Origin of the sequence: Methylosinus sp. C49 (assembly GCF_009936375.1) — a bacterium.
GTDB lineage: Bacteria > Pseudomonadota > Alphaproteobacteria > Rhizobiales > Beijerinckiaceae > Methylosinus.
In genome coordinates, this window is sequence record NZ_AP022332.1 from 3765524 (window position 1) to 3786300 (window position 20777).

At 65.9% G+C, this 20777-nt stretch carries 15 protein-coding genes; 6 read left to right on the plus strand and 9 right to left on the minus strand.

Features of this window, described 5'->3' with window-relative positions; all coding sequences use genetic code 11:
• Positions 1–20: 20 nt before the first annotated feature.
• Positions 21–1229 carry an acetyl-CoA C-acetyltransferase gene (locus GYH34_RS17775; RefSeq protein ID WP_161914714.1) on the minus strand — a complete coding sequence of 403 codons (1209 nt, stop codon included), beginning with the start codon at positions 1227–1229 and terminating at the stop codon, positions 21–23.
• 86 nt (positions 1230–1315) lie between these two features.
• Positions 1316–3106 carry an acyl-CoA dehydrogenase C-terminal domain-containing protein gene (locus tag GYH34_RS17780; protein ID WP_161914715.1) on the minus strand — a complete coding sequence of 597 codons (1791 nt, stop codon included), beginning with the start codon at positions 3104–3106 and terminating at the stop codon, positions 1316–1318.
• A gap of 403 nt (positions 3107–3509) precedes the next feature.
• On the opposite strand from GYH34_RS17780, the gene GYH34_RS17785 reads away from it, so the two are divergent.
• Entirely contained in the window at positions 3510–7688 is a 4179-nt protein-coding gene (locus GYH34_RS17785; protein WP_161914716.1) for an SEL1-like repeat protein, read from the plus strand.
• A 125-nt stretch (positions 7689–7813) separates the two neighbouring features.
• A complete protein-coding gene (locus GYH34_RS17790; RefSeq protein WP_161914717.1) occupies positions 7814–8680 on the plus strand; it encodes an ATP-binding protein in 867 nt (288 codons plus the stop codon).
• A 1-nt stretch (position 8681) separates the two neighbouring features.
• Here the strand turns inward: GYH34_RS17790 and GYH34_RS17795 are convergent, their stop codons facing one another.
• The 5 genes from GYH34_RS17795 to GYH34_RS17815 all read right to left on the minus strand — a co-directional run bounded on the left by GYH34_RS17795 (position 8682) and on the right by GYH34_RS17815 (position 13784).
• Positions 8682–9746 carry an ATP-binding protein gene (locus tag GYH34_RS17795; protein ID WP_161914718.1) on the minus strand — a complete coding sequence of 355 codons (1065 nt, stop codon included), beginning with the start codon at positions 9744–9746 and terminating at the stop codon, positions 8682–8684.
• A 314-nt stretch (positions 9747–10060) separates the two neighbouring features.
• Entirely contained in the window at positions 10061–11461 is a 1401-nt protein-coding gene (locus GYH34_RS17800; RefSeq protein WP_161914719.1) for a Hint domain-containing protein, read from the minus strand.
• 208 nt (positions 11462–11669) lie between these two features.
• A complete protein-coding gene (gene rpsR / locus GYH34_RS17805) occupies positions 11670–11906 on the minus strand; it encodes a 30S ribosomal protein S18 (protein ID WP_018266677.1) in 237 nt (78 codons plus the stop codon).
• Positions 11906–12352, minus strand: coding sequence for a 30S ribosomal protein S6 (rpsF, locus tag GYH34_RS17810; RefSeq protein WP_018266678.1), 447 nt, complete (start codon positions 12350–12352; stop codon positions 11906–11908). Before rpsF ends, rpsR begins: the two co-directional genes overlap by 1 nt.
• Positions 12353–12569: 217 nt before the next feature.
• A complete protein-coding gene (locus tag GYH34_RS17815) occupies positions 12570–13784 on the minus strand; it encodes an alpha/beta hydrolase (RefSeq protein WP_161914720.1) in 1215 nt (404 codons plus the stop codon).
• A 172-nt stretch (positions 13785–13956) separates the two neighbouring features.
• On the opposite strand from GYH34_RS17815, the gene GYH34_RS17820 reads away from it, so the two are divergent.
• From GYH34_RS17820 to hemH, 4 genes are all read left to right on the plus strand, one after another.
• Positions 13957–14535: a L,D-transpeptidase gene (locus tag GYH34_RS17820; protein ID WP_174242424.1), complete on the plus strand. Its 579-nt coding sequence runs from the start codon at positions 13957–13959 to the stop codon at positions 14533–14535.
• An 80-nt stretch (positions 14536–14615) separates the two neighbouring features.
• Positions 14616–14741 (plus strand): hypothetical protein, encoded by a 126-nt coding sequence (locus GYH34_RS22185; protein ID WP_255461795.1) that lies wholly within the window; start codon positions 14616–14618, stop codon positions 14739–14741.
• A 66-nt stretch (positions 14742–14807) separates the two neighbouring features.
• Complete coding sequence (panB, locus tag GYH34_RS17825; RefSeq protein WP_161914722.1) at positions 14808–15617, plus strand: 3-methyl-2-oxobutanoate hydroxymethyltransferase; 810 nt, start codon at positions 14808–14810, stop codon at positions 15615–15617.
• Positions 15614–16609, plus strand: a complete 996-nt coding sequence (gene hemH, locus GYH34_RS17830; protein ID WP_161914723.1) for a ferrochelatase — start codon at positions 15614–15616, stop codon at positions 16607–16609. Before panB ends, hemH begins: the two co-directional genes overlap by 4 nt.
• Positions 16610–16615: 6 nt before the next feature.
• Here the strand turns inward: hemH and GYH34_RS17835 are convergent, their stop codons facing one another.
• Complete coding sequence (locus GYH34_RS17835) at positions 16616–18238, minus strand: cyclic peptide export ABC transporter (RefSeq protein ID WP_161914724.1); 1623 nt, start codon at positions 18236–18238, stop codon at positions 16616–16618.
• Positions 18239–18269: 31 nt separating this feature from the next.
• Positions 18270–20555 (minus strand): YfhO family protein, encoded by a 2286-nt coding sequence (locus GYH34_RS17840; protein ID WP_161914725.1) that lies wholly within the window; start codon positions 20553–20555, stop codon positions 18270–18272.
• Positions 20556–20777 lie beyond the last annotated feature (222 nt).

Here is a 20777-nt window from a genome sequence, read left to right on the forward strand (position 1 = left end):
CGCTCCCGCAGGCTTGAAATTCACACGCGCTCGATGATCGTCGCGGTTCCCATTCCCGCGCCGATGCAGAGCGTCACCAGCGCCGTGGACTTGCCGCTGCGCTCCAATTCATCCAGCGCCGTGCCGACCAGCATCGCGCCGGTGGCGCCGAGCGGATGGCCGAGGGCGATGGCGCCGCCATTCACATTCACTTTTGCATCGTCGAGGCCGAAAGCCTGCATGAAGCGCAGCACCACAGCGGCGAAAGCCTCGTTCACCTCTATGAGGTCGATGTCGGAAAGGCTCATGCCGGTCTTGGCGAGCAGCTTCTTCGTCACATCCACCGGGCCGGTCAGCATCAGCGCCGGCTCGGAGCCGATATTGGCGAAAGCGCGCACGCGCGCGCGGGGCTTCAGCCCATGGCGCTCGCCCGCCTCGCGCGAGCCGAGCAGCACCGCGGCGGCGCCGTCGACGATGCCGGAGGAATTGCCGGCGTGATGCACATGGGTCAATTTCTCGACGTCGGGATGCGCCTGAATGGCGACCGCATCGAAGCCCGCCTGCTCGGCGAAGAAAGCGAAGGACGGCTTCAGCGCGGCGAGCGACTGCATATCGGTCGCGGGGCGCATATGCTCGTCGCGATCCAAGATGGTGAGGCCGTTGACGTCCTTCACCGGCGCGATGGATTTCGAAAAGCGCTTCTCTTCCCAGGCGCGCGCGGCGCGCTGCTGCGACTGCACGGCGTAAGCATCGACGTCATCGCGCGAGAAGCCATATTTCGTCGCGATGAGATCGGCAGAGACGCCCTGCGGCATGAAGTAGGAGGGGATGGCGATGGTCGGATCGACCGGCCAGGCGCCGCCGGAGGCGCCGATGCCGACGCGGCTCATGCTCTCGACGCCGCCGCCGATGGTCAGCTCATGCTGGCCGGACATGATCTGCGCCGCTGCGAAATTCACCGAGTCGAGACCGGAAGCGCAAAAGCGATTGATCTGCACGCCGGGCACATCATAGCCATAGCCGGCGGAGATCGCCGCGGCGCGGGCGATGTCGCCGCCCGCCTCGCCGACCGGATCGACGCAGCCGAGGATCACGTCATCGACCGGCGCGCCGTCGAGATTGTTCCGCTCCTTCAGCGCGGAGAGAGCGGTGACGGCGAGGCCGAGGCTCGACACCTCATGCAGCGAGCCATCGGGCTTGCCGCGCCCGCGCGGCGTGCGCACGGCGTCGTAGATATAGGCTTCGGGCATGAAGCAACTCCGTTGCTGAGCGAATAGCGAATAGGGAGCAGCGAATAGCTCGCCTCTCTCTATTCGCTACTCCCTATTCGCCAAACTCAAAACATCTCCCCCGGCAGGCTCATCAGCGTATCGACGCCCGCCGTGATGCGCGCCAGACGAAAGCCCGTCTCGGGCAGCATCTTCTCCATATAGAATTTGCCCGTCGTCAGCTTGGCGTCGAGCCAGGCAGCATCGCCTTGCGCCTCCTTCTTCCTGGCGAGCGCAGCGCGGGCGATGCGCGCCCATGTGTAGCCGAGCGCCACGCGGCCGAAGAGATGCATGTAATCATAAGATGCGCCGGCGCCATTGTCGGGCTTGGCGAGCGCATTCTGCATCAGCCAGATCGTGGCCTTTTGCAAATCGCCGAGCGCAGCCTTCAGCGGCTCCACGAAGGGCTTCATCTCGTCGGAGCTCTCGTGGGCGATGAAGTCGCTCACCTCCGCGAAATAAGCCATTGCGGCGCGGCCATTGTCCTTGGGCAATTTGCGGCCGACGAGATCGAGCGCCTGAATGCCATTGGCGCCCTCATAGATCATGGTGATGCGCGCGTCGCGCACGAATTGCTCGACGCCATTCTCGTCTATGTAGCCGTGCCCGCCCCATATCTGCTGCGCCTTCACCGCGCTCTCGAAGCCGAGATCGGTGAGCACGCCCTTCAGCACCGGCGTCAGCAGGCCGAGACGATCGTCCGCCGCCTGACGCGCCTTCGCATCCTCCGAGCGATGCGCGATATCGCTGTCCAGCGCGGTGGCGAGAGCGAGGCCCCGCGCCGCCTCGTTGAAGGCCTTCATCTCCATCAGCGCGCGCCGCACGTCGGGATGCACGATGATGGGATCGGCGCCGCCGCCGGCGTTCTTGGCGCCGGTGAGCGCGCGTCCCTGCAGGCGCTCCTTGGCGTAGGCGGCCGCATTCTGATAGGCGACCTCCGATTGCGCGAGACCCTGCACGGCGACGCCGAGCCGCGCCTCGTTCATCATCACGAACATCGCATTGAGGCCCCGATTGGGCTCGCCGACCAGAAAGCCCCTGGCGCCGTCATAATTCATCACGCATGTGGCGTTGCCGTGAATGCCCATCTTATGCTCGAGCGCGCCGCAGCGCACCGCGTTGCGCGCGCCGAGAGTCCCATCGGGATTCACCTCGTATTTCGGCACGATGAAAAGGGAGATGCCCTTCACCCCCGCCGGCGCGCCTTCGATACGCGCGAGCACGAGATGTATAATGTTCTCGGAAAGATCATGCTCGCCGGCGGAGATGAAAATCTTCTGCCCGGTGATGGAATAGGAGCCGTCCTCGCGCGGGCTCGCCTTGGTGGTGAGCAGGCCGAGATCGGTGCCGCATTGCGGCTCGGTGAGATTCATCGTGCCGGTCCAGCGGCCCGCCGCCATGGGCGGCGCGAAGAGGCGCTTCTGCTCCTCGCTGCCATGCCGCAGCAGCGCGGCGAGCGCGCCTTGCGTCAGGCCCGGATACATTGCGAAGGACATGTTGGCCGCCGAGGCGAATTCATTCATCACCACGGCCAACGTATAAGGCAGGCCCTGTCCGTCATATTCGGGCGGAACCGCCAGCCCCACCCAGCCGCCGGCGACGAATTCGCGATACGCCTCCTTGAAGCCCGCGGGAGTCGTGACGTCGCCAGCCGCGTCCAGCCGGCACCCTTCCGCATCGCCGCTGCGGTTCAAGGGCTGCAGCCGCTCCTCGCAGATTTTCCCCGCCTCGCCGATGATCTGCGCCAGAACGTCGGGCGCAGCGTCGGCGAATCCGGGCAGATTGCCATAGCGCTCGAAATGCAGGACGTCGTTCAAGAGGAAGAGAGTGTCGTCCACCGGGGCCTTGTAGATCGGCATGAGAGCCCTCCCTGCGCGGATCCGTTAGGTGATATCTCGATATAGGCGTTTTCCCGGGGATCGGCCGGCTCATCGACGATCATGCGCCTGTCTCGGTTACGAAAACGCAACGTCGAACGCGTTTGGACGCCGAAAGACAAGTCGTTCATAATGCGTGCGAATCGGGGGTTCGTTGCGTGCGTCCTGCGCAGCAATAGGTAGAGAGCCGGCCCTTCCTGCGCAATAGGGGAGCCACGCGGTCGGCTCCGCGCAAGCGTTAACCATTTATTTACCTTCTTCGAAGGAAAGTCCCCGGCGACGGCGTACCCCGCCCTCACAGCGTTCCGGCGCGATTCGCGCCTCTCGAGTCGTCGCTCGTCCAGTTTTCCCCAGGCCAACACGGGTCGAGCCCGCCGGATATCCGATGACAGAGGCATTTTCCTGGAGCTTCAAGGGTCTAGATCACGAAACCCGCGATGTCGCGCGCGCCGCCGCACGTCGCTCGGGCAAGAGCCTTTCCGCTTGGCTCGATGACGTGATCCAAGAAAAAGCCAATTTCGACGACCGCTCTTCCGGCGTCGATGACGAGGAGCCGAGCGCTCCGGCGCGCCGGCGCGCGCTGCGCTCGCGTCTCTACGGACGCAATGATCGCGGCCGCATGCGCCGAGACGCGCCGAGACGCGACATGCGCGACGAGGAGACGGAAGACGATTTCCGCGCGCTCGCGCCGCGCGGCCGCGCCGAGGTCGACGCCAAGGCCATCGTCGACGACGCCGTCGCGCTCTTCGAGCGGCGTTCCGCCGAGAGCGAGCGCAAGACGGCCAACGCCCTCTCCGGCCTCGCCAAGCTGATCGACCGCAATCATACGAGCCGCGCGCGCCTCGGCGACGATATCGGCGCGGTGATGGACCGGCTCGGCCGCATAGAGGAGCGCATCGCCACCCGCCCGGATGAAGGCGTGCGGCCGATCCGCAATGCGCTGGCCCGGCTCGAGGCGCGCATCGACAGCCTCTCCACCGACGATCGCGCCTATGAGTTCGAGAATGCGCTCGGCGCGCTCGATCAGCGGCTCGCCGAGATAGCGGCGCGGCTGGACGAGGAAGCCGAGGAGCGCCGCGCCGCCGAGCTGCGCCGGCGTCAAGAACGAGAAAAGCAAGAGCGCGACAAGCAGGAGCGCGACGGCCGGCAGGAGCGCGATCGTCGCTCCGCCGCGCGGCGTCCGCTCGCCGAGGCCGTCGCCGAGATCACCGAGCGCCAGCGCGCGCTCGAGGAGCAGGCGGGCGACGATTTCGTCGCCAGAGCGGCGATCGAGGCGCGGCCGACGATCTTCGACGGTCTCGCCGAATCGATCGAATCGCTGTCGCGCCAGCTGATGTCCGCCCGCGCCGAGCAGAATGTTCAGGGTGAGCAGCAGGCGGCAGTCGTCGCTCAGATCGATCTGTTGCGCTGCGATCTCGAAGGGCTCTCCCGCGCGCTCGTCGATCTCGCGCCGCGCGCCTCCGTGGCCGCCGTCGAATCGGCGCTGCGGGAGCTGACCGAGCGCGTCGAGGCGCAGCGTCTCTATGGCGTCGAGGAGATGGTTCTGGCGCCGGTGGAGCGCCTCACGGCCGATCTCGCCTCCATATTGCGCGATCTCGATCCGAGCCGCATCGTCGCCGTCCTTTATGAGGAAGTGCGCGCGCTGAACGAGAAGCTCGCCGAACATCACGCCGCCGGCGGCGCCGATCGCGCCGCCATCGATGCGATCGCCGGCGAGACGCGCGAGATTCACGAGCTGCTGAAGGCGGTATCGCGCCGTCCTCTGCCGATCGAGAAGCTCGAGGCCGGCATCGCCGCCCTGACCACGCAAGTCGACGAGCTGAGCGCCGTCGGCGCCAATGTCGCCACGGCCAAGGATGTGAGCGAGCTCGTGCAGAGCATTCGCTCCATCGTCTCGACCGAGATCGGCGGCTCCTTCGCCACGCTCGAGCGCCGGCTCGAATATTTCGCAGCCAAGCTCGACAACATCTCGACGAAATCGGGCGGCGGCAAGCGCTTCGACGAGATCAACGAGCGCATCGAGCAGGTCCATAAATCGCTCGCCGCGCGCATAGAGCGCAATGGCTCGGGCGTCGACGCGAGCAAGGTCGAGCAGCTCTTCGCCTCCTTCGCCAAGAAGATCGACGCAGCCGCAGAGGCGAAAATCGTAAATCCGGTGGGCGAGCTCGGCCGCAAGATCGAGAAGCTCGAGCAGAGGCTCCAGCCCGCCACAACGGCGCAGAAATCCGCGGACTCCGAGCAGCTGCGCGAGATCGCCGCGGCGATGAACGCGCTGCGCTCCGAGGTCGAGCGCAAGGGCAATGGCGGCGCCGGCGTCGATCCCAATCAGTTCGAGCGGCTGTTCAGCTCCCTCTCCAAGAAAATCGACGCGGCGAGCGAGGCCCGGATCGTTCATCCGGGCTTCGACGAGCTCGGCCGCAAGATCGAGAAGCTCGAGCAGCGGCTCCAGCCCGTCGCCGCCAGCGCGCAGAAATCCGCCGGCTCAGAGCAATTGCGCGAGCTGGCCGAGCGCATCGACCATGTCCACGCCGAGCTCGCCGCGCGCATCGATTCGAGCGCGCGCCGGCGCGGCGACGACGCCAATGTGCAATTGGCGGAGCTGGTCGGGCAGCTGGCGCAGAAGATGGATGCGGCGCTCGATCCCGAGGCCGATCGCAGCGCCTTCGGCGCGCTCGAGCAGCAGATCGGCCGGCTCGCGGAACGGCTCGACCGCGCCGACATGAACGCCGATTCCTTCGCCGCCATAGAGCGGGCGCTGGGCGCGCTCTCCACCAAGGTCGAGGAGACGCGCAGCTCCACCATGCGCGTCGCCGAGATCGCCGCCCGCGAGGCCGCGCAGGATGCGCTGCGCGACGCGACGCTTCACGGCGGCTTGCAGGACGCGCTGGAGAAGGAGCTGGTCGAGCTGCGTCATTTCCAGGACGAGGCCGGCCATCGCACCAATCAGACGCTCGCCGCCGTCCATGAGACGCTGCAGCGCGTCGTCGAGCGTCTCTCCATGTTCGAGGACGAGCTGACCGATCTGCGCAAGGCCAAGCCGGGCGCAGCCGCGGAGCCGCAGCGCGCCAAGGACGGGACCGAGCAGCGCCGCGCCGCGCGCGTGAAATCCGCGGCGCCGGTCGGCGATGTCGAGGATATTCTGCTGGAGCCGGGCGACCGCCGCCCGCGCCGCGAGCCGATGGTCTCCCGCGACGACGATCGCTCCGGCTCTGTGCAGCAGGATTTCATCGCGGCCGCGCGCCGCGCCGCCCAGCAGGCCGCGGTCGACGCCCAGGCGGCGGCCGCGCAGGGCAAGGCCGCCCAGGGCAAGGCGGCCAAGAAGATCGCCGCCGAGCAGAAGCCGGAGCCCGAGCGCGTCGCCGCGGCGGGCGGCGGAGTCGGCGCGGCGCTGCAATCCCGCCGTCGGCCGCTGCTGCTCGGCGTCGGCGTGCTGGTGCTGCTCTACGGCGCCTATCAGATCGCGCGCGTCACGCTCGACAATCCGGCTCCGCAGGCGTCCGCCATTCAGGCGGAGCCGAACGAGGCGACCGCCTCCGTCGAGCCCGCCGACAAGGATGCGGCGGGCGAGCCCAAGGACGCCTCCGCCAAGGATGCGGCTCCCAAGGACGCCGCTTCCAAGGACGCCGCCTCGCATGAGCCGAGCGCTCCCGCCCCCGCCACTGTGTCGGCCGCCGAGCCTCCCAAGGCGCCGGCCGCCGCGCCGAGGCCGATCGGCCTTCCGACCCTTGCGCCCGGCGGCTCCGGCGTCGGCTCCTTCGCTCCCAATCCGCAGGCCCCGGCGCCCGGACGCTTCGGCGCCCAGACGGTCGATCCCATGCCGGTCGGCGCGATCGGAACGCCCGCCGCCAATGCGCCCGCCGCGCCGCGGCAGGACGTGCTCGGCGTCATCAAGGAGATCGCCGCAGCCGGCGACGCCAGCGCCCAATATGAGCTCGGCCTGCGTTATTCGGAGGGTCGCGGCGGCGCCCCGCGCGATCCCAAGATCGCCTTCCAATGGTTCGAGAAGGCGGCCGAAAAGGGCCTCGCTCCAGCGCAATATCGGCTCGGCTCCATCTATGAGAAGGGCATGGGCGTCGAGCGCGACTACGCCAAGGCGCTGTCCTGGTACAAGCGCGCCGCCGACGCCGGCAACGCCCGGGCGATGCACAACCTCGCCGTGCTGCACGCCGGCGGCGGCGACGGCAAGCCGGATTACGACCAGGCGGCGCTATGGTTCCGCAAGGCGGCCGAATATGGCGTGCGCGACAGCCAGTTCAATCTGGCCATTCTCTACGCCCGCGGGCTCGGCGTTCCGCAGAGTCTGACGCAGTCCTATCTGTGGTTCTCGGCCGCCGCCACTCAGGGCGACGAGGACGCCGGCAAGAAGCGCGACGAGGTCCGCGCCCGTCTCGACTCCAAGGACATGGCCGCCGCCAAGGCGCTCGTCGACGGCTTCCGCCCCAAGCAGCCGGACAACGCCGCTAATGACGTGCCGCCGCCCCCCGGCGGCTGGGAGAACGCCAAGGCCCCCGCCAAGCCGGAGGGAAAGCCCGCCGCCGGCAAGCCGAAGGTCTCCGCGCTTTAAAACGCCGCGGCGACGGCGAAACGAAATCGAAACGCCCCGCGGCCGGCCGCGGGGCGTTTTCGCTTTCGACGCGCCAATTCTGCTATAAGCGCCCGACCCGTTTGCCGCGCGGCCGAGGAGCCCTCATGTCGGAAGAAACCAAGATCGCTCTGCTCGAGCGCATCGCCACAGCGCTGGAGCGGCTCGCCCCGCCGCCGCCGCGCGCGGTGGATTTTTCCAGCGCCGAGGCCTTCGTCTGGCGCGCCGCGCGCGGAGAATTCTCGCCCGTCGCGGAGATCAATCGCGTCGATCTCTCGCTGCTCGAGGGCGTCGAGCGGCAGCGCGATCAGCTCATCGACAACACGCGCCGCTTCGCGCGCGGGCTGCCGGCCAATAATGCGCTGCTCTGGGGCGCGCGCGGCATGGGCAAATCCTCGCTCGTCAAAGCCGTGCATGCGACGATCGCGCGCGAAAAGGAATGCGCGCGGCCGCTGAAGCTCATCGAGATTCATCGCGAGGACATAGAGAGCCTGCCCATGCTGCTCTCCACCTTGCGCGAAAAGCCGTTCGGCTTTCTGCTCTTTTGCGACGATCTCTCCTTCGACGCCGCGGAGACGAGCTACAAATCCTTGAAGTCCGCGCTCGAGGGCGGCGTCGAGGGGCGGCCGCGCAATGCGCTGTTCTACGCCACCTCCAACCGCCGCCATCTGCTGCCGCGCGACATGATGGAGAATGAGCGCTCCTCGGCCATCAATCCCGGCGAGGCGGTGGAGGAGAAGGTCTCGCTCTCCGACCGCTTCGGCCTCTGGCTCGGCTTCCACAATTGCAGCCAGGCGGAATATCTCGCCATGGTGCATGGCTATGCGCGCCATCACGGGCTCGAGGCGCCGCAGGAGGCGATCGAGCGCGAGGCGCTGGAATGGTCGATCACGCGCGGCGCGCGCTCCGGCCGCGTGGCGTGGCAATATGTGCAGGACCTCGCCGGACGGCTGGGCAAGCGGCTCGACGGATGATCTAACCCGTTTCGCCCAACGGCAGCACGATGAAGAAGGTCGCGCCGACGCCGGGCTCCGCCTCGACGCTGAGGCGCCAGCCATGGCGATCGGCGATCGCCTTGCAGATGGCGAGGCCGACGCCCGACCCCGGATAATCGACCTTGCTGTGCAATTGCTTCAGCGGCTCGAATATCTTCTGCGCATATTGCGCCTCGAAGCCGATGCCGTCGTCGGCGATGGCGAGGCAGAGCGAGGTCTCGTCGCAAAAGCCCTTTATGTCGATCGCCGCCGGTCGGCCGGGCTTTCTGTATTTGATGGCGTTGGCGAGTATATTCTGCACCAGCCGCTGAAATTGCGTGGCGTCGGCCGTGATGCAGACTTCCGGCAGATCGATCTCCACCCGCGCGCTGGTCTCGGCGATCGTCGGCGACACCGCCGCCAGCGAAAACGCGATGGCCTCGCGCAGATCGAGCACGGCGAGCTCGAGCTCATCGTTCACGATGCGCGAGAAGGACAGAAGATCCTGCACCAGCGCACGCGCGCGCAGCGCCGAAAAGCGCATGACGCTATTGGCGTGGACGATCTCCTCGCGCGCGCCGCGCGAGATGGCCTCCTCCATCAGATCGCCGAAATCGGCGATCTTGCGCAGCGGCTCCTGAAGATCCTGCGAGGCGACGAAAGCGAAACGCGCGAGCCGCTCATTGACGCGCTCCAGCTCCTGCGCGCGGGCGATGAGCGCGGTCTCCTCGGCGCTCGCATCGCGAAGATCGATGATCGTCACGAGAAGGATCGGCTCGCCGTCGCGCGTGATCGAGGAGAAATGCGCATCGACAGAAAAGCGCGCCCCGTCATAGCGAACGCCCTGCAATCCGTGGTCGGAGCCGCCGGCGACAGTCGAAGCCTCCGGCAAGAGACGGGAAAGGGGCTGACCGACGATCGCCTCCTCCGCGGCGAAGCCGAACATGCGGCGCGCCCAGGCGTTGGCGCCGATGACATTACCGAGCTGGTCGACGAGCAGAAACCCCGCGACTGTCTCATCGAACACAAGTCGACGCCAGTCGTCGGCCGTCGCGGCCTCCGACATTCTCCCTCCTCTGGTCGCCTCCGGCCGCGCTGCGGTTTCTCCGCGCGCATTGTCGAGTTCTCGTATCGCCGGACGCAGTCTCCCTTTGCGGATACTGGCCCGAGGCCCCGCCGAGGTAAAGAAGAAATTTGCACACGCCATTTCTATTGGCGGAGCTTCTATTGGCGGCATGAGCTTCGACTTTACAGAGCAAAGCCGATTTCAACTCGATTATAATTCGATTTAATTTAGAGAAAAATACGGCTTCGACAACATTGCAGCAGAGGAAGGATCACGCGACAGGCGTCGTTCGAGCGGCGTAGGCGTGAGCGGCTTCACGCCATTGTGGCGCGCCGCGCCGACAGCGGAACCGGAACCTGCGCCGCCCGCGCGTCGCGAGCGCCGGCTTCGCTTCGGACATCCGGCGCTTCGAGGCCGCTCGCGAAATAGACGCGCAAAACCGAGCCCTCGACAATGAGAGTGACGGGCTCTTTCTCTCCGGCGATGCGGTCGGCGGGAATGAGCGCGTCGCCGCACGTCCAGCGACGGAGGACCACGTCGCCTTGCCGCTCGGGCTGCCAAAATCCTTCGCCCATTCCCGGTCCGTCGAGGCGCAGCGTAATGTCGGCGTCGCGCGTCTCGATCGTCATCCGGGCGACCGCAATGCCGAGACGACGCTCGTCGAATTCGCGAGCGCCCAATGCGCTGGGGCGGCCGGTACGCGATTTCAACCGCAGACGTCTCGCGCCGGCCGGAACCTCGAAGCGCCAAACGCCTTGCGCGTGAAAAGACGGCTCGATGCGGACGCCATCGACATCGAGATGAACGTCGGCGTCGTCGGTGAGCGCGTCGGCCGGAATACGGTCCAGAATCTTCCGACGCAGCGCGCCGAGCCTCTCGTCGTTTCGACTATCGACGATCGGCAGGCGGCTTTTGCAACGCGTTGGCCGATGATCCGGTCGGAGCTCGAGATATTCGGCGTAATTATGCGCGTCCTGGCGATTGTCGAGCTCGTAATAGCTCTCCGCCCAAGCTCCGTCGGCGAGCAGCACATCATGCTCGCCGAGATCGACGTGATAATAGGCCACCTCTCCGACCATCGGCGCGCGAACGATGGTCACCTCATTGACGAGCAATTCGGCGAGGACGAGAAGATCGTCGATGAAGATGGAATGCCGCGGCGAGACGACGAGATCCCGCGCCGGCTGATTGGGGCCGAGCGCGCCTGCGACGATGCGGATGGGCGCGTCTTTCTCGCCGAGAAACTCGCCCCGAAATCTCTGCCGAGCGACCCAGACGACCGGACGCAGCCCACCGAAACGGGTGATGACGAGATCGCCGCGTTTGAGCTCCTCGACCGGGATTTCTCCAGCGGCCGTCGCGATTTTGACGCCGGCGAGAAAGCAGAATGCGGTCGCCGAAAAGGACACGGGACCCAAGGGCGCGGAGCCGATGATCTCATAAACGCCCGATATGCTGATGACCGGATAGCCGCCCGTATATTTCCCGAGATAGACGCCGGATGCGACCAATGTCGCCGAGGACGAGTCGCTCGAATATCGCCACAATTCGATCGATTCGCCGACCGCGGGATTTCCGCTCGCGCTGCGCAGTTGATAATAGAAGTTCTTAGTGGTCGACCCGAGGTCGCCGAGCAGTGTGTTCGAGCCCGATATGAGAGTCGTGTAAGACCCATAAGTGACGGGATTCGAGGACGTGTAAAAAACGTAGTTCATTCGCGCGTTCCGCCTGTAGACCCAAGCGAATATTCGGAGTTTTTACACTAATGGCGGCGAACGGCGGCGGCAACCATGCCGTGCGGGAAACTCGGCGTCGTGATCGGAACCCGTTCCCATCATCGAAAAATGCGGAACAGAAACGAAAACGGCCGCGCTCGTCGCGCGGCCGTGAAATTCCAGCGGACGGGCCGAAAGGCCCGAAGCCTCAGCGGATCACGTAAGGCAGAAGGCCGAGGAAGCGGGCGCGCTTGATGGCCTGGGCCAATTCGCGCTGCTTCTTGGCCGAGACGGCCGTGATGCGCGAGGGCACGATCTTGCCGCGCTCGGAGATGTAGCGCGAGAGCAGACGCGTGTCCTTATAGTCGATCTTCGGGGCGTTGGCGCCGGAGAAGGGGCAGGACTTGCGGCGGCGGAAGAAGGGGCGGCGGGCTGCGGCGCTCATCAGAAAGTCTCTCCTTCGGCGCGGGGTTCGTCACGGCGCGGGCGGCGGTCGCCACGGTCGCCTCTATCGCCACGGTCGGGGCGCGGGCCGCCGGGGCCGCGGCGGTCGCCACGGTCGTCGTCGTCACGCTTGCGCAGCTGGGCGGAGGGGCCTTCCTCCAGCGCATCGACGCGCAAAGTGAGGAAGCGCAGAACATCCTCGCTCAGGCCCTGCTGACGCTCGACCTCGGCCAGGGCCGCCGGCGGGGCGTCGATGTTGAGAAGGGTGAAATGCGCCTTGCGGTTCTTCTTGATCCGATAGGCGAGGGACTTCACGCCCCAATATTCGGTCTTCGTCACCTTGCCGCCGAGCGAGGTGATGATGCCCTTGAACTGCGTCGTCAGCGCTTCGACCTGCTGGGGCGAAACGTCCTGGCGCGCAAGATAGATATGCTCGTAGAGAGCCATTCTCTTGCCTTTCCTCATCGTCGCGAGCCCGCTCTCGGCGCAGAGCCCTTCGAGCCTTCAAAGGAAAGGCTCGATCGGGAAGTTCGAAGGCGGAGACACTGGAAGACGGGCGAACCCTGCCTGCGGCGGAGCCAAAGGCCTTCCGTTCAGCCCCCGGCCGGAAGCGTCGCGAAGCGCGCTTTATAGCGGCGTGGGCGCAGGATGCAAGGGCCGCCCCTCAGCGGCCGTCGAACCAGGCCTTCCATTGCGGGACCGCCGTCGCGAAAGTGCCGCGATGCGTCGTCGGCCCGGTGGAGACGGCCTCGACGACCTTATTGCCGGAGCCGAAAGCCTGCGCATAGGTCATCGCCATGCGGCCAACGCCCTGGGTGATCGCCTCGTCCGCCTCGCCGTAATAGTTGCGAACCGGCGATTTTATCACCCAACGATAGGCCTGCGTCGCCGCAATGAGGCGGCCGAAGGCCGAACTGGCGAAGTAATGCGGGTCGAAATAATCGGGCTTGACGAGCTTGCGCAGATCGGTCGGCACGGCCGCAGGATCGATCGGCTCGCGGTCATAGGCCTTTTTGGCGATGTCGTAATGCTCCTCGGCGAAGAGCGAGCGGGCGAGGCCCGGAACGCCATAGTAGTTCTCATAGGAAAAGGCCGAGAGGATGAAGATGCTGTTCAGCCAGACGGCGTCGTTCGGCCGCGGAAAGTCGAGAAAGCCCTCCATGGCGGCGAAGAGATCCAGCGGCGCGCTGGCGGTGGCCGCGCCGCGCACGGCGACGCCCGCGCTCTCGAGCTTCTCCAGAAAGGCCATGGTGACGAAGCCGCCCTGCGACCAGCCCGAGAGAAAGAGCTTGTCGCTCTTCAGCTTCAAATGGTCGAGCACGCTATGGCTGGCGACCAGCAGATCATAGCAAGCCTGCTGATGGCTGGCCTTGACCATATAGCCCTCCGGCTCCTGCGAGACGCCGAGGCCGAAATAATCGGCGCCGATCACGGCGTAGCCCTGCCCGGCGAATTGCGCGATCATCAGCTGCGTCTCGGGAGAGTCCTCGGCGAAGGAGGGAACCTCGTGGCGCCCATAGACGGTGCCATGCTGATAGGAGACCATCGGAAACGAGGTCTCCTTCGTGTCCGGCACGGCGAGCAGGCCGGAGGCGACGGTCGGGGCGTTGCCCTTCTCCGGTATGACGGAGGAATAGGTGATTCTGTAGAGCCTCACGCCATTGCGCGCCGGCGTGTAGTCCACTTTGACGCCCGCGAATTTCGGCGTGTCGGTCTGCAAAATCTGATTCAGCCGATGTGCGTCCCAGCGCGCCAAGAGTTCGTATCTCACGCCGGAAGAAACTTCGACCGGCGCATTTCGCGCGGCGGGCGCCGCCTGCGCGGCCGCGCCGAAGAACAGCGCCGAGACGAGGATCAGCGCGCGAAGAGTGATCGGCATGAGGGAGCCTTTGCGGTTTCGGGGGGAGATAAGTCGTCGGCGCGCCGAGCGGCGCAAGCGACGTATAGACCGCAATATTTTCCAAATCGCATCCGTCGCCGGAAACGCGCCATCCCATTTCGGCCGCATTTGCTCCCGAGAAACGACGCGGACGTAAACGGAACGGAGAGCAATGGGCATGATCTCGACCTGGGCGCGCTGCGCGGGAGCTATCGCATTCGGCCTCGTCCTTTCGGGAGAGGCGCAGGCGGCAAATTTCCTGGATCGCGGCCCGGTCGCGGATTTCGTCAATAATTTCCGCCTGCAGTCCATTCCGAGCCAGGAGGTGGCGTGGAGTCATCCGCAATATAAGAAAGGCACGATCGTCGTCTCCACCAAGGAGCGGCGGCTCTATTATGTGCTCGGCCCCACAAGGGCGATCGAATATGGCGTCGGCGTCGGCCGCGAGGGCTTCACCTGGTCCGGCGTGAAGACGATCACCGCCAAGAAGGAATGGCCCGATTGGCGCCCGCCCGCCGCCATGCTGAAGCGCCGGCCGGATCTGCCCCGCTATATGGAGGGCGGCCAGGACAATCCGCTCGGCGCGCGCGCGCTCTATCTCGGCTCCAGCGAATATCGCATCCATGGCTCCAATGAGGGCGAGACGATCGGCGAAGCGGTCTCCTCCGGCTGCATCCGCATGACCAATCGCGACGTCGCCGATCTCTATGATCGGGTGAAGGTCGGAACCCGCGTGGTCGTGCTGAAATGACAGCGGCGCCCTTCTCGAGCTATTAACCCGCGCGACGCTATCGTGGCGGCGACGGCGGCGGAGTTTCGAGGAAGAAGATCATGCGCAAGCTCTGCATTCTGGCGGGTCTCGTCGTCGCCTATGCGCTGCTCGCGGGTTGCGACAAATGCACCCACGAGCTGCAGGACATACGCCTGCCGCTGCCGCCGCAGGCCTGCGCGCGCTGAGCGGCTTTTTCCGCGGCCGCCTTTGCTCTATACAGCGCCCTGACGCGCATCAGGGAAGGTGAGCAGATGGCGGCCGGCCGTTTCGTCGAGATGAAGAAGCGCGGCGAGAAATTCGTCGTGCTGACCGCCTATGACGCGCCGACCGCGCGGCTCGAGGCGGAGGCCGGCGTCGATATCATCATGGTCGGCGACAGCGTCGGCACCAATGTGCTGGGCTACGCCAGCGAGCGCGAGGTGACGCTGGACGATATGGCGCATCACATCGCCGCCGTGCGACGCGGCGCGCCGGGCGTCTATCTCATCGGCGACCTTCCTTTCGCGACTTATGAGAGCGAGGCGCAAGCGCTCGCCAGCGCCGCGCGTCTCGCGCAGGCCGGCGCCGATTGCGTGAAATTCGAAGGCGCACGGCCCGAAATCGTGCGCGCGCTGAAGCGCGAGGGCTATGAGGTCTGCTGCCACATCGGGCTCGAGTCGCAGCATCAGGAGGGCAAGCGCCGCCAAGGCAAGACCGCCGAAGCCGCAGCCAAGCTTCTCGCCGACGCGCTGGCGCTGGATGCGGCGGGCGCCGATTTCCTCGTTCTCGAGCTGATCCCGCGCGAGCTCGCGGCCAAGATCACCGAGCGTCTGCGCGCGCCGACGATCGGCATCGGCGCCGGCGCCGATTGCGACGCGCAAGTGCTGGTCGTGCATGATCTCGCGGCGCTGGGAACGCGCGACTTCAAGCATAATCGCCGCTATGTGGAGCTGGGCGCGGCGCTGCGGACGGCTGTCGCCGCTTATGCGCAGGACGTTCGCGAGGGGCGCTTTCCGGCCGAGGAGAATGGCTTCTCCATGGAGGCGGCGGAGCTGGCGGCCTTGGAAAAGATCATCGCATGAGCGCGTCTCGCATCGGGCTTCTGCTCGTCAATCTCGGCACGCCGCAGGGCGCCGATTATTGGTCGGTGCGCCGCTATTTGCGCGAGTTTTTGTCGGATCGCCGCGTCGTCGATCTGCCGCCGCTGCTGTGGCGTCCCATTCTCGAGAGCTTCGTGCTCACCTTTCGGCCGCGCCGCTCCGCGCGCGCCTATCGCTCCATCTGGAACAACGAGCGCGATGAAGGCCCGCTGAAGACGATCACCCGCGCGCAGGCGGAAAAGCTCGGCGCGCGCTTCACGGAACAGAATGTCATCGTCGATTTCGCCATGCGCTACGCCGGGCCGTCCATCGGCGAGAAGATCGACGCGCTGCGCGCAAGGGGCTGCGAGCGCATCTTGCTGTTTCCGCTCTATCCGCAATATGCGGCCTCGACGACGGCCTCCGTCTTCGATGAGACAGCGCGCGCGCTGGCTCTGTTGCGCGAGCAGCCGACATTGCGCATCGTCCCGCCCTTCTATGACGATCCCGCCTATATAGAAGCGCTCGCCGCCTCGACGCGCGCGCAGCTCGCTGCGCTGGATTTTACGCCGGATGTTCTGATCGCCTCTTTCCACGGACTGCCGCAAGCGCAGATCGACCGCGGCGATCCCTATCGCCGCCATTGCGAGGCGACATACGATCGTCTGCGCGCCGCGCTCGGCATGTCGCCGGAGCATTTGCGCCTCGCATTTCAATCGCGTTTCGGCCGCGCGCAATGGATCGGCCCCTATACGGCGAATATGCTGCAGGAGCTGGCGCAGAGCGGCGTAAAGCGCGTCGCCGTGCTGACGCCGGGCTTCGTCTCCGATTGTCTGGAGACGCTCGAGGAGATCGGCGTCGAGCTGCGCCATTCTTATTTGACAGCCGGCGGCGAAAAATTTGCGCGGCTCGACTGCCTCAACGACAGCGAGGATGGATTGCGCGCGCTGGAGACGATCGCGCGACGAGAGCTCGCCGGCTGGCTGGACACGTGAGCGGCCTCAGGCTTCTGCGGAAATTTTTCCGCCGCTGATCGTGACGATGCGGTCGGCGGCGTCGAAATAGCGGTCGTCATGCGAGATGATGACGAGCGTCTTGCCGCGCCGTTTCAGATCGGGAAGAATCTCGCGATAGAAAGCGCGACGAAACGCCGGGTCCTGCTCCGCCGCCCATTCGTCGAAGACCATCACCGGCCGTCCCTCGGCGAAGGCGGACACGAGCGCGAGACGCTTGCGCTGACCGGCGGAGAGCGCCGTGGTCGTATAGACGCCATTCTCGATCGCGGTCTTTTCCGAAATCTCCATGAGCGCGAGATAATCCTGCGCAGCAGTGGCCGACTCCTGCGAGACGCTCACATCGTCGAAGAGGAAATAATCGAAGAAAACGGCGGAGAAGAGCTGGCGATAATCGTCGCGCTCTGCGTCGCAGACCGGCCGGCCGTCGACGAGGATTTCACCGCTCGTCGGCGGATAGACGCCGAGAATGAGCTTGAGCAGCGTGGTTTTGCCGCCGCCATTCTCGCCGACGATGAACACGATTTCGCCGGGGCGAATGTGAAGATCCGTCGGGCCGAGCGTGAAGCCGACGACATTCTCCTCCTGCGAATATTGAAAGGTCACGCCGCGCAATTCCACCGAACCGAAGAACGGCGAAGGCGGCTGCGCCGCGCTTTCGACGAGCCGCGGCTCCGCCGTCGTGAAGCTCTCGGAGAGATCGACGACGCGGCGAAACGACGTCGCCGCGCGGCCGAACATCGCGACATGGGCGATCACCGCATTGACGGGCGCGCGCATATAGAGAAGCGCGACGATGAACGTCCCGGTCGTCGCGGGCGTTTCCCCTAGCGCCGTTTGCGCGGCGGTCAGCCCGCCGATGACGATGAAGATGGAGGTCGTGTCGATCGCCTCGACAGTGGAGAAGATCACGAAATTGCGGGTGGTCAGATCGCGTATGCGCTCGATCCGCGCAAACAGCCGATCATTGCGGAACACAGCGCGCCGCGCGCGATTGAGGCGCAGCTCCTTCGCGCCCTCGATCAGCGCGTCATAATCCTTCTGCAGCTCGTCGCGCGCGCGTCTTTCGGCGTCGAATAGCACGAAGGCCGTCGAAAGGGCGCGCCGCATGAGATAGATCGGCAGGCCGGCGAAGGCGAAGGCGACCAGCGCGAGGCGCCAGGACAAAAAGACGAGATAGGCGGCGCAACCGAGCGCGGTGAGCACGGACACGAATAGAAAGGGAAGTCCGCGCACGAACTCGCAGATTTCATCGACGTCGTGATTGAGCGCCGTGACGATGCGATGTCGCTGCAAGCGCTCGAGCGCCGCGACCGGCGCGCAGAGAATCTTGTCGACCAGCTCCTTGCGCAGATCGGCGACAGCGCCCTGGACGACCTCGCTGTTCGAGCGGTTCGCGACGATTTCGCCTGCGAGAGTCGTCGCGCAGAGCCCGGCGAAAATCGCGATCTCGGCGGCGGCGAGGCCATTGCCGAGGGCGCGCTCGATCATGGCGAGAACGCCGACCGTCGCGAGGCTCGCTGCGCCGCCCGTCAGCGCCGCGGCGAGAGCCTGCCTTTTATAGGGCGCGAGCAGACGCGCGGACGCGCGCAGAAGAGACCTGTTCCGCATCTATGGCCTCGTTGAAATGAATGGAATAAAATCACTGCGTCCGCCCCGTCAGCCGCCGCCACAGCTCGTCGAAGGGACGATAGACGAACCGCACCTCATGCTTGCCCTGCGACACGGCGACGGCGCGGAACATCACATTGGCGCGGAGAATCTCCGCCGGCTCGCCGTCGATTTCCGCCGTCCAGGACGGATGGAAAATATCGTTCAGCACCACATAGCCGCCGCCGCGCGGAACGTCGGCGTCGATGACGACCTCCGTATTGCGGTAAGAGCGGATGCGCGCGCCGCTCGCCTCGCCCTCCTCCGGCCGCGAATGGCGGCAGACGGGCGGCTCCTCCAACAGAACGCTGGCGCGATAATCGAGATCGGGCCAAACGCCATCCTCGATCATCTGCGCGAAATCGACACGCGTGGCGCAGGTCGCGAGCAGCACGCGCGGTAGCGCACGATTATTCTCATAGACATAGGCGTCCTTGGTGCGCCCGATGAATTCGAGATCGCCCGGCTTCAAATTTTTGTCGATCTCCTCGATCGGAACGCCGGTCGCGATGAAGCGCAGCCCGATGAGATCGGCGAGCGTCGAGCGATAGGAGGGATAGAGCTTGGAGAAGACGCGCTGATCGGGAAGCGCGAGATGATCGCCGACGCCGGTCGCATCCTCGAGCAGGCGCAGGCGCACCGGATTGTAGCCGAACTCCTGATCTAAGCCATGCACCAGCGACGCGTTGGGCCAGTGGAAATCTATGCCCGCGAGCTCGACGCGGTCGCGCCGATCCGGCGCCGCCGTCGCCGCGAGACGCGCGCGCAAGAGAGCGATCGTGTCGTTTTGCGTGTCCGCGCGCAGCACGTCGAAATTCTGCGGCGGCAGCGCCGTCGATTCATTGGGGCCATTGTTGAAGGCGAGATCGAGCGTCATCGTCGCGCCTACGGCGGCGAGCAGCGCATAGCGGCGCGTGGCGAGCTGCGGCGCGAAGGCGATGACGAGAAAGGCCAGCGCCACGAAGCCGGCGCTCTCGGCGAGCGGCAGGAGCGCCGCCGCGAGATGATCCTTGCTCCAGGCGAGCGCAATGGCGAGCGCGAATAGAACGCCCAGCGCCGCCGCGAGATAGCGCAAGGGCGGCTTGCCCGGCGCATTGGCGATAACATTGAGGCCGAAGCCGGCGAGAATGGCGAGCACGGCGCAGAGCGGGAAGGTCGCGTCCGCCGGGCGGCGGAAGAGATCGACGCCCGGAATATGGAACATCAGCGCAAAGGCCGGCGTGAAGCGGCCGAGCGCATAGAGCAGCAGCGCCAGCGCCGCGGCGGTGAAAAAGCTGATCTCGCGATTGGACGGCAGGCCGTGGCGCGCCAGCGCGATGAGTGAGAGCAAAGGCAGCGCGCCGATGTAGACGTCGCACATATTACGCGCGAGAAAGAGATCCGGCGAGCCGAAGACCGCCGCCGGCGGACCCCAGAAATTCGCGAGCGGACCATCCGTGCCGAAGAGATTGGCCGAGACGAAAGTGAGCAGCGCCGCCGGATGCAGCGAGCCGCGCAGAGCGCCTTCGAGATCGATGGCCGGCCGATTGGATTGCGACGCCAGCTCCAGTGTCAGCAGCAGCGGAACGATGATGATGGCGATTCCGCAGGCCGCGCCGGCGGCGAGCGGCGCGACGGCGGTGGAAATCTTCGCGTCGTCGGAAAAGACGCGGAAGACGGCGTAGGCCGAGAGGATGAGCACTTCCAGAAAAGCGACCTGATCGCGGCCGAGCACGAGAAAGGCCGCCGCCACGCCGGCATAGGCGCCCCATTGCGCCGAGCGGCGATCGAGCGCGCGGGCGAGCAGAAACAAAGTCACCGGGAACCAGGCGAGGCTCATCACCTGCCCCGTATGCTGAATGCGCCAGGCGGCGGAGCCGCCGAAGGCGAAAGCCAGCGCGCAGAGCAGCGCGCCTTCCGCCGAAAATTTGCGGTCGCGGAAATAGGCGATGAAGGCGAGCCCGCCCATCGCCAGCATCGCGAAGACAATGCCGTCCTCGAGCGCGAAGGAGGGCTCGGGAACGAGCCAGGCGGCGAGGAGGAAGAAGGGCGAGAAGATCAGCGATTGCGGATCGGCCAGCTGCGGCGAGCCGGCGAAGACATTGGGCGTCCAGAACGGCGATTGGCCGGAATGCAGCGCATGGGCGAGAAAGGCGAATTGCGGCTGGAAATGCGCCTTGGCGTCCCAGGGGACGGTGACGCGGCCGGAGAGCCACGGAAACGCGAGAACCACCGCCGCCGCCAGAAAGACGAGCGCAGCGGCGCCATAGGAAACGGATGTCTGCGGACGCTCGGTCACTCTGCTCTCACTCCGACGAATCTCACTCGCGCTGCATTGCACATGATTTTTTCAAAAGCGCAAAGGATGAAAGGAGCGCGCTCGAGCAGGGCGGCCCGCCGACGCCTCCGCTCTCGCCTCCCCGGCAGTCGGATTCGCGCGCATAGCGAGAACGCCGCCGTCGTCCGATCGCCTCCCCTTCCGTCGCTTGACTCCCACCCCCGCAATGCCCCACCCAGGCCG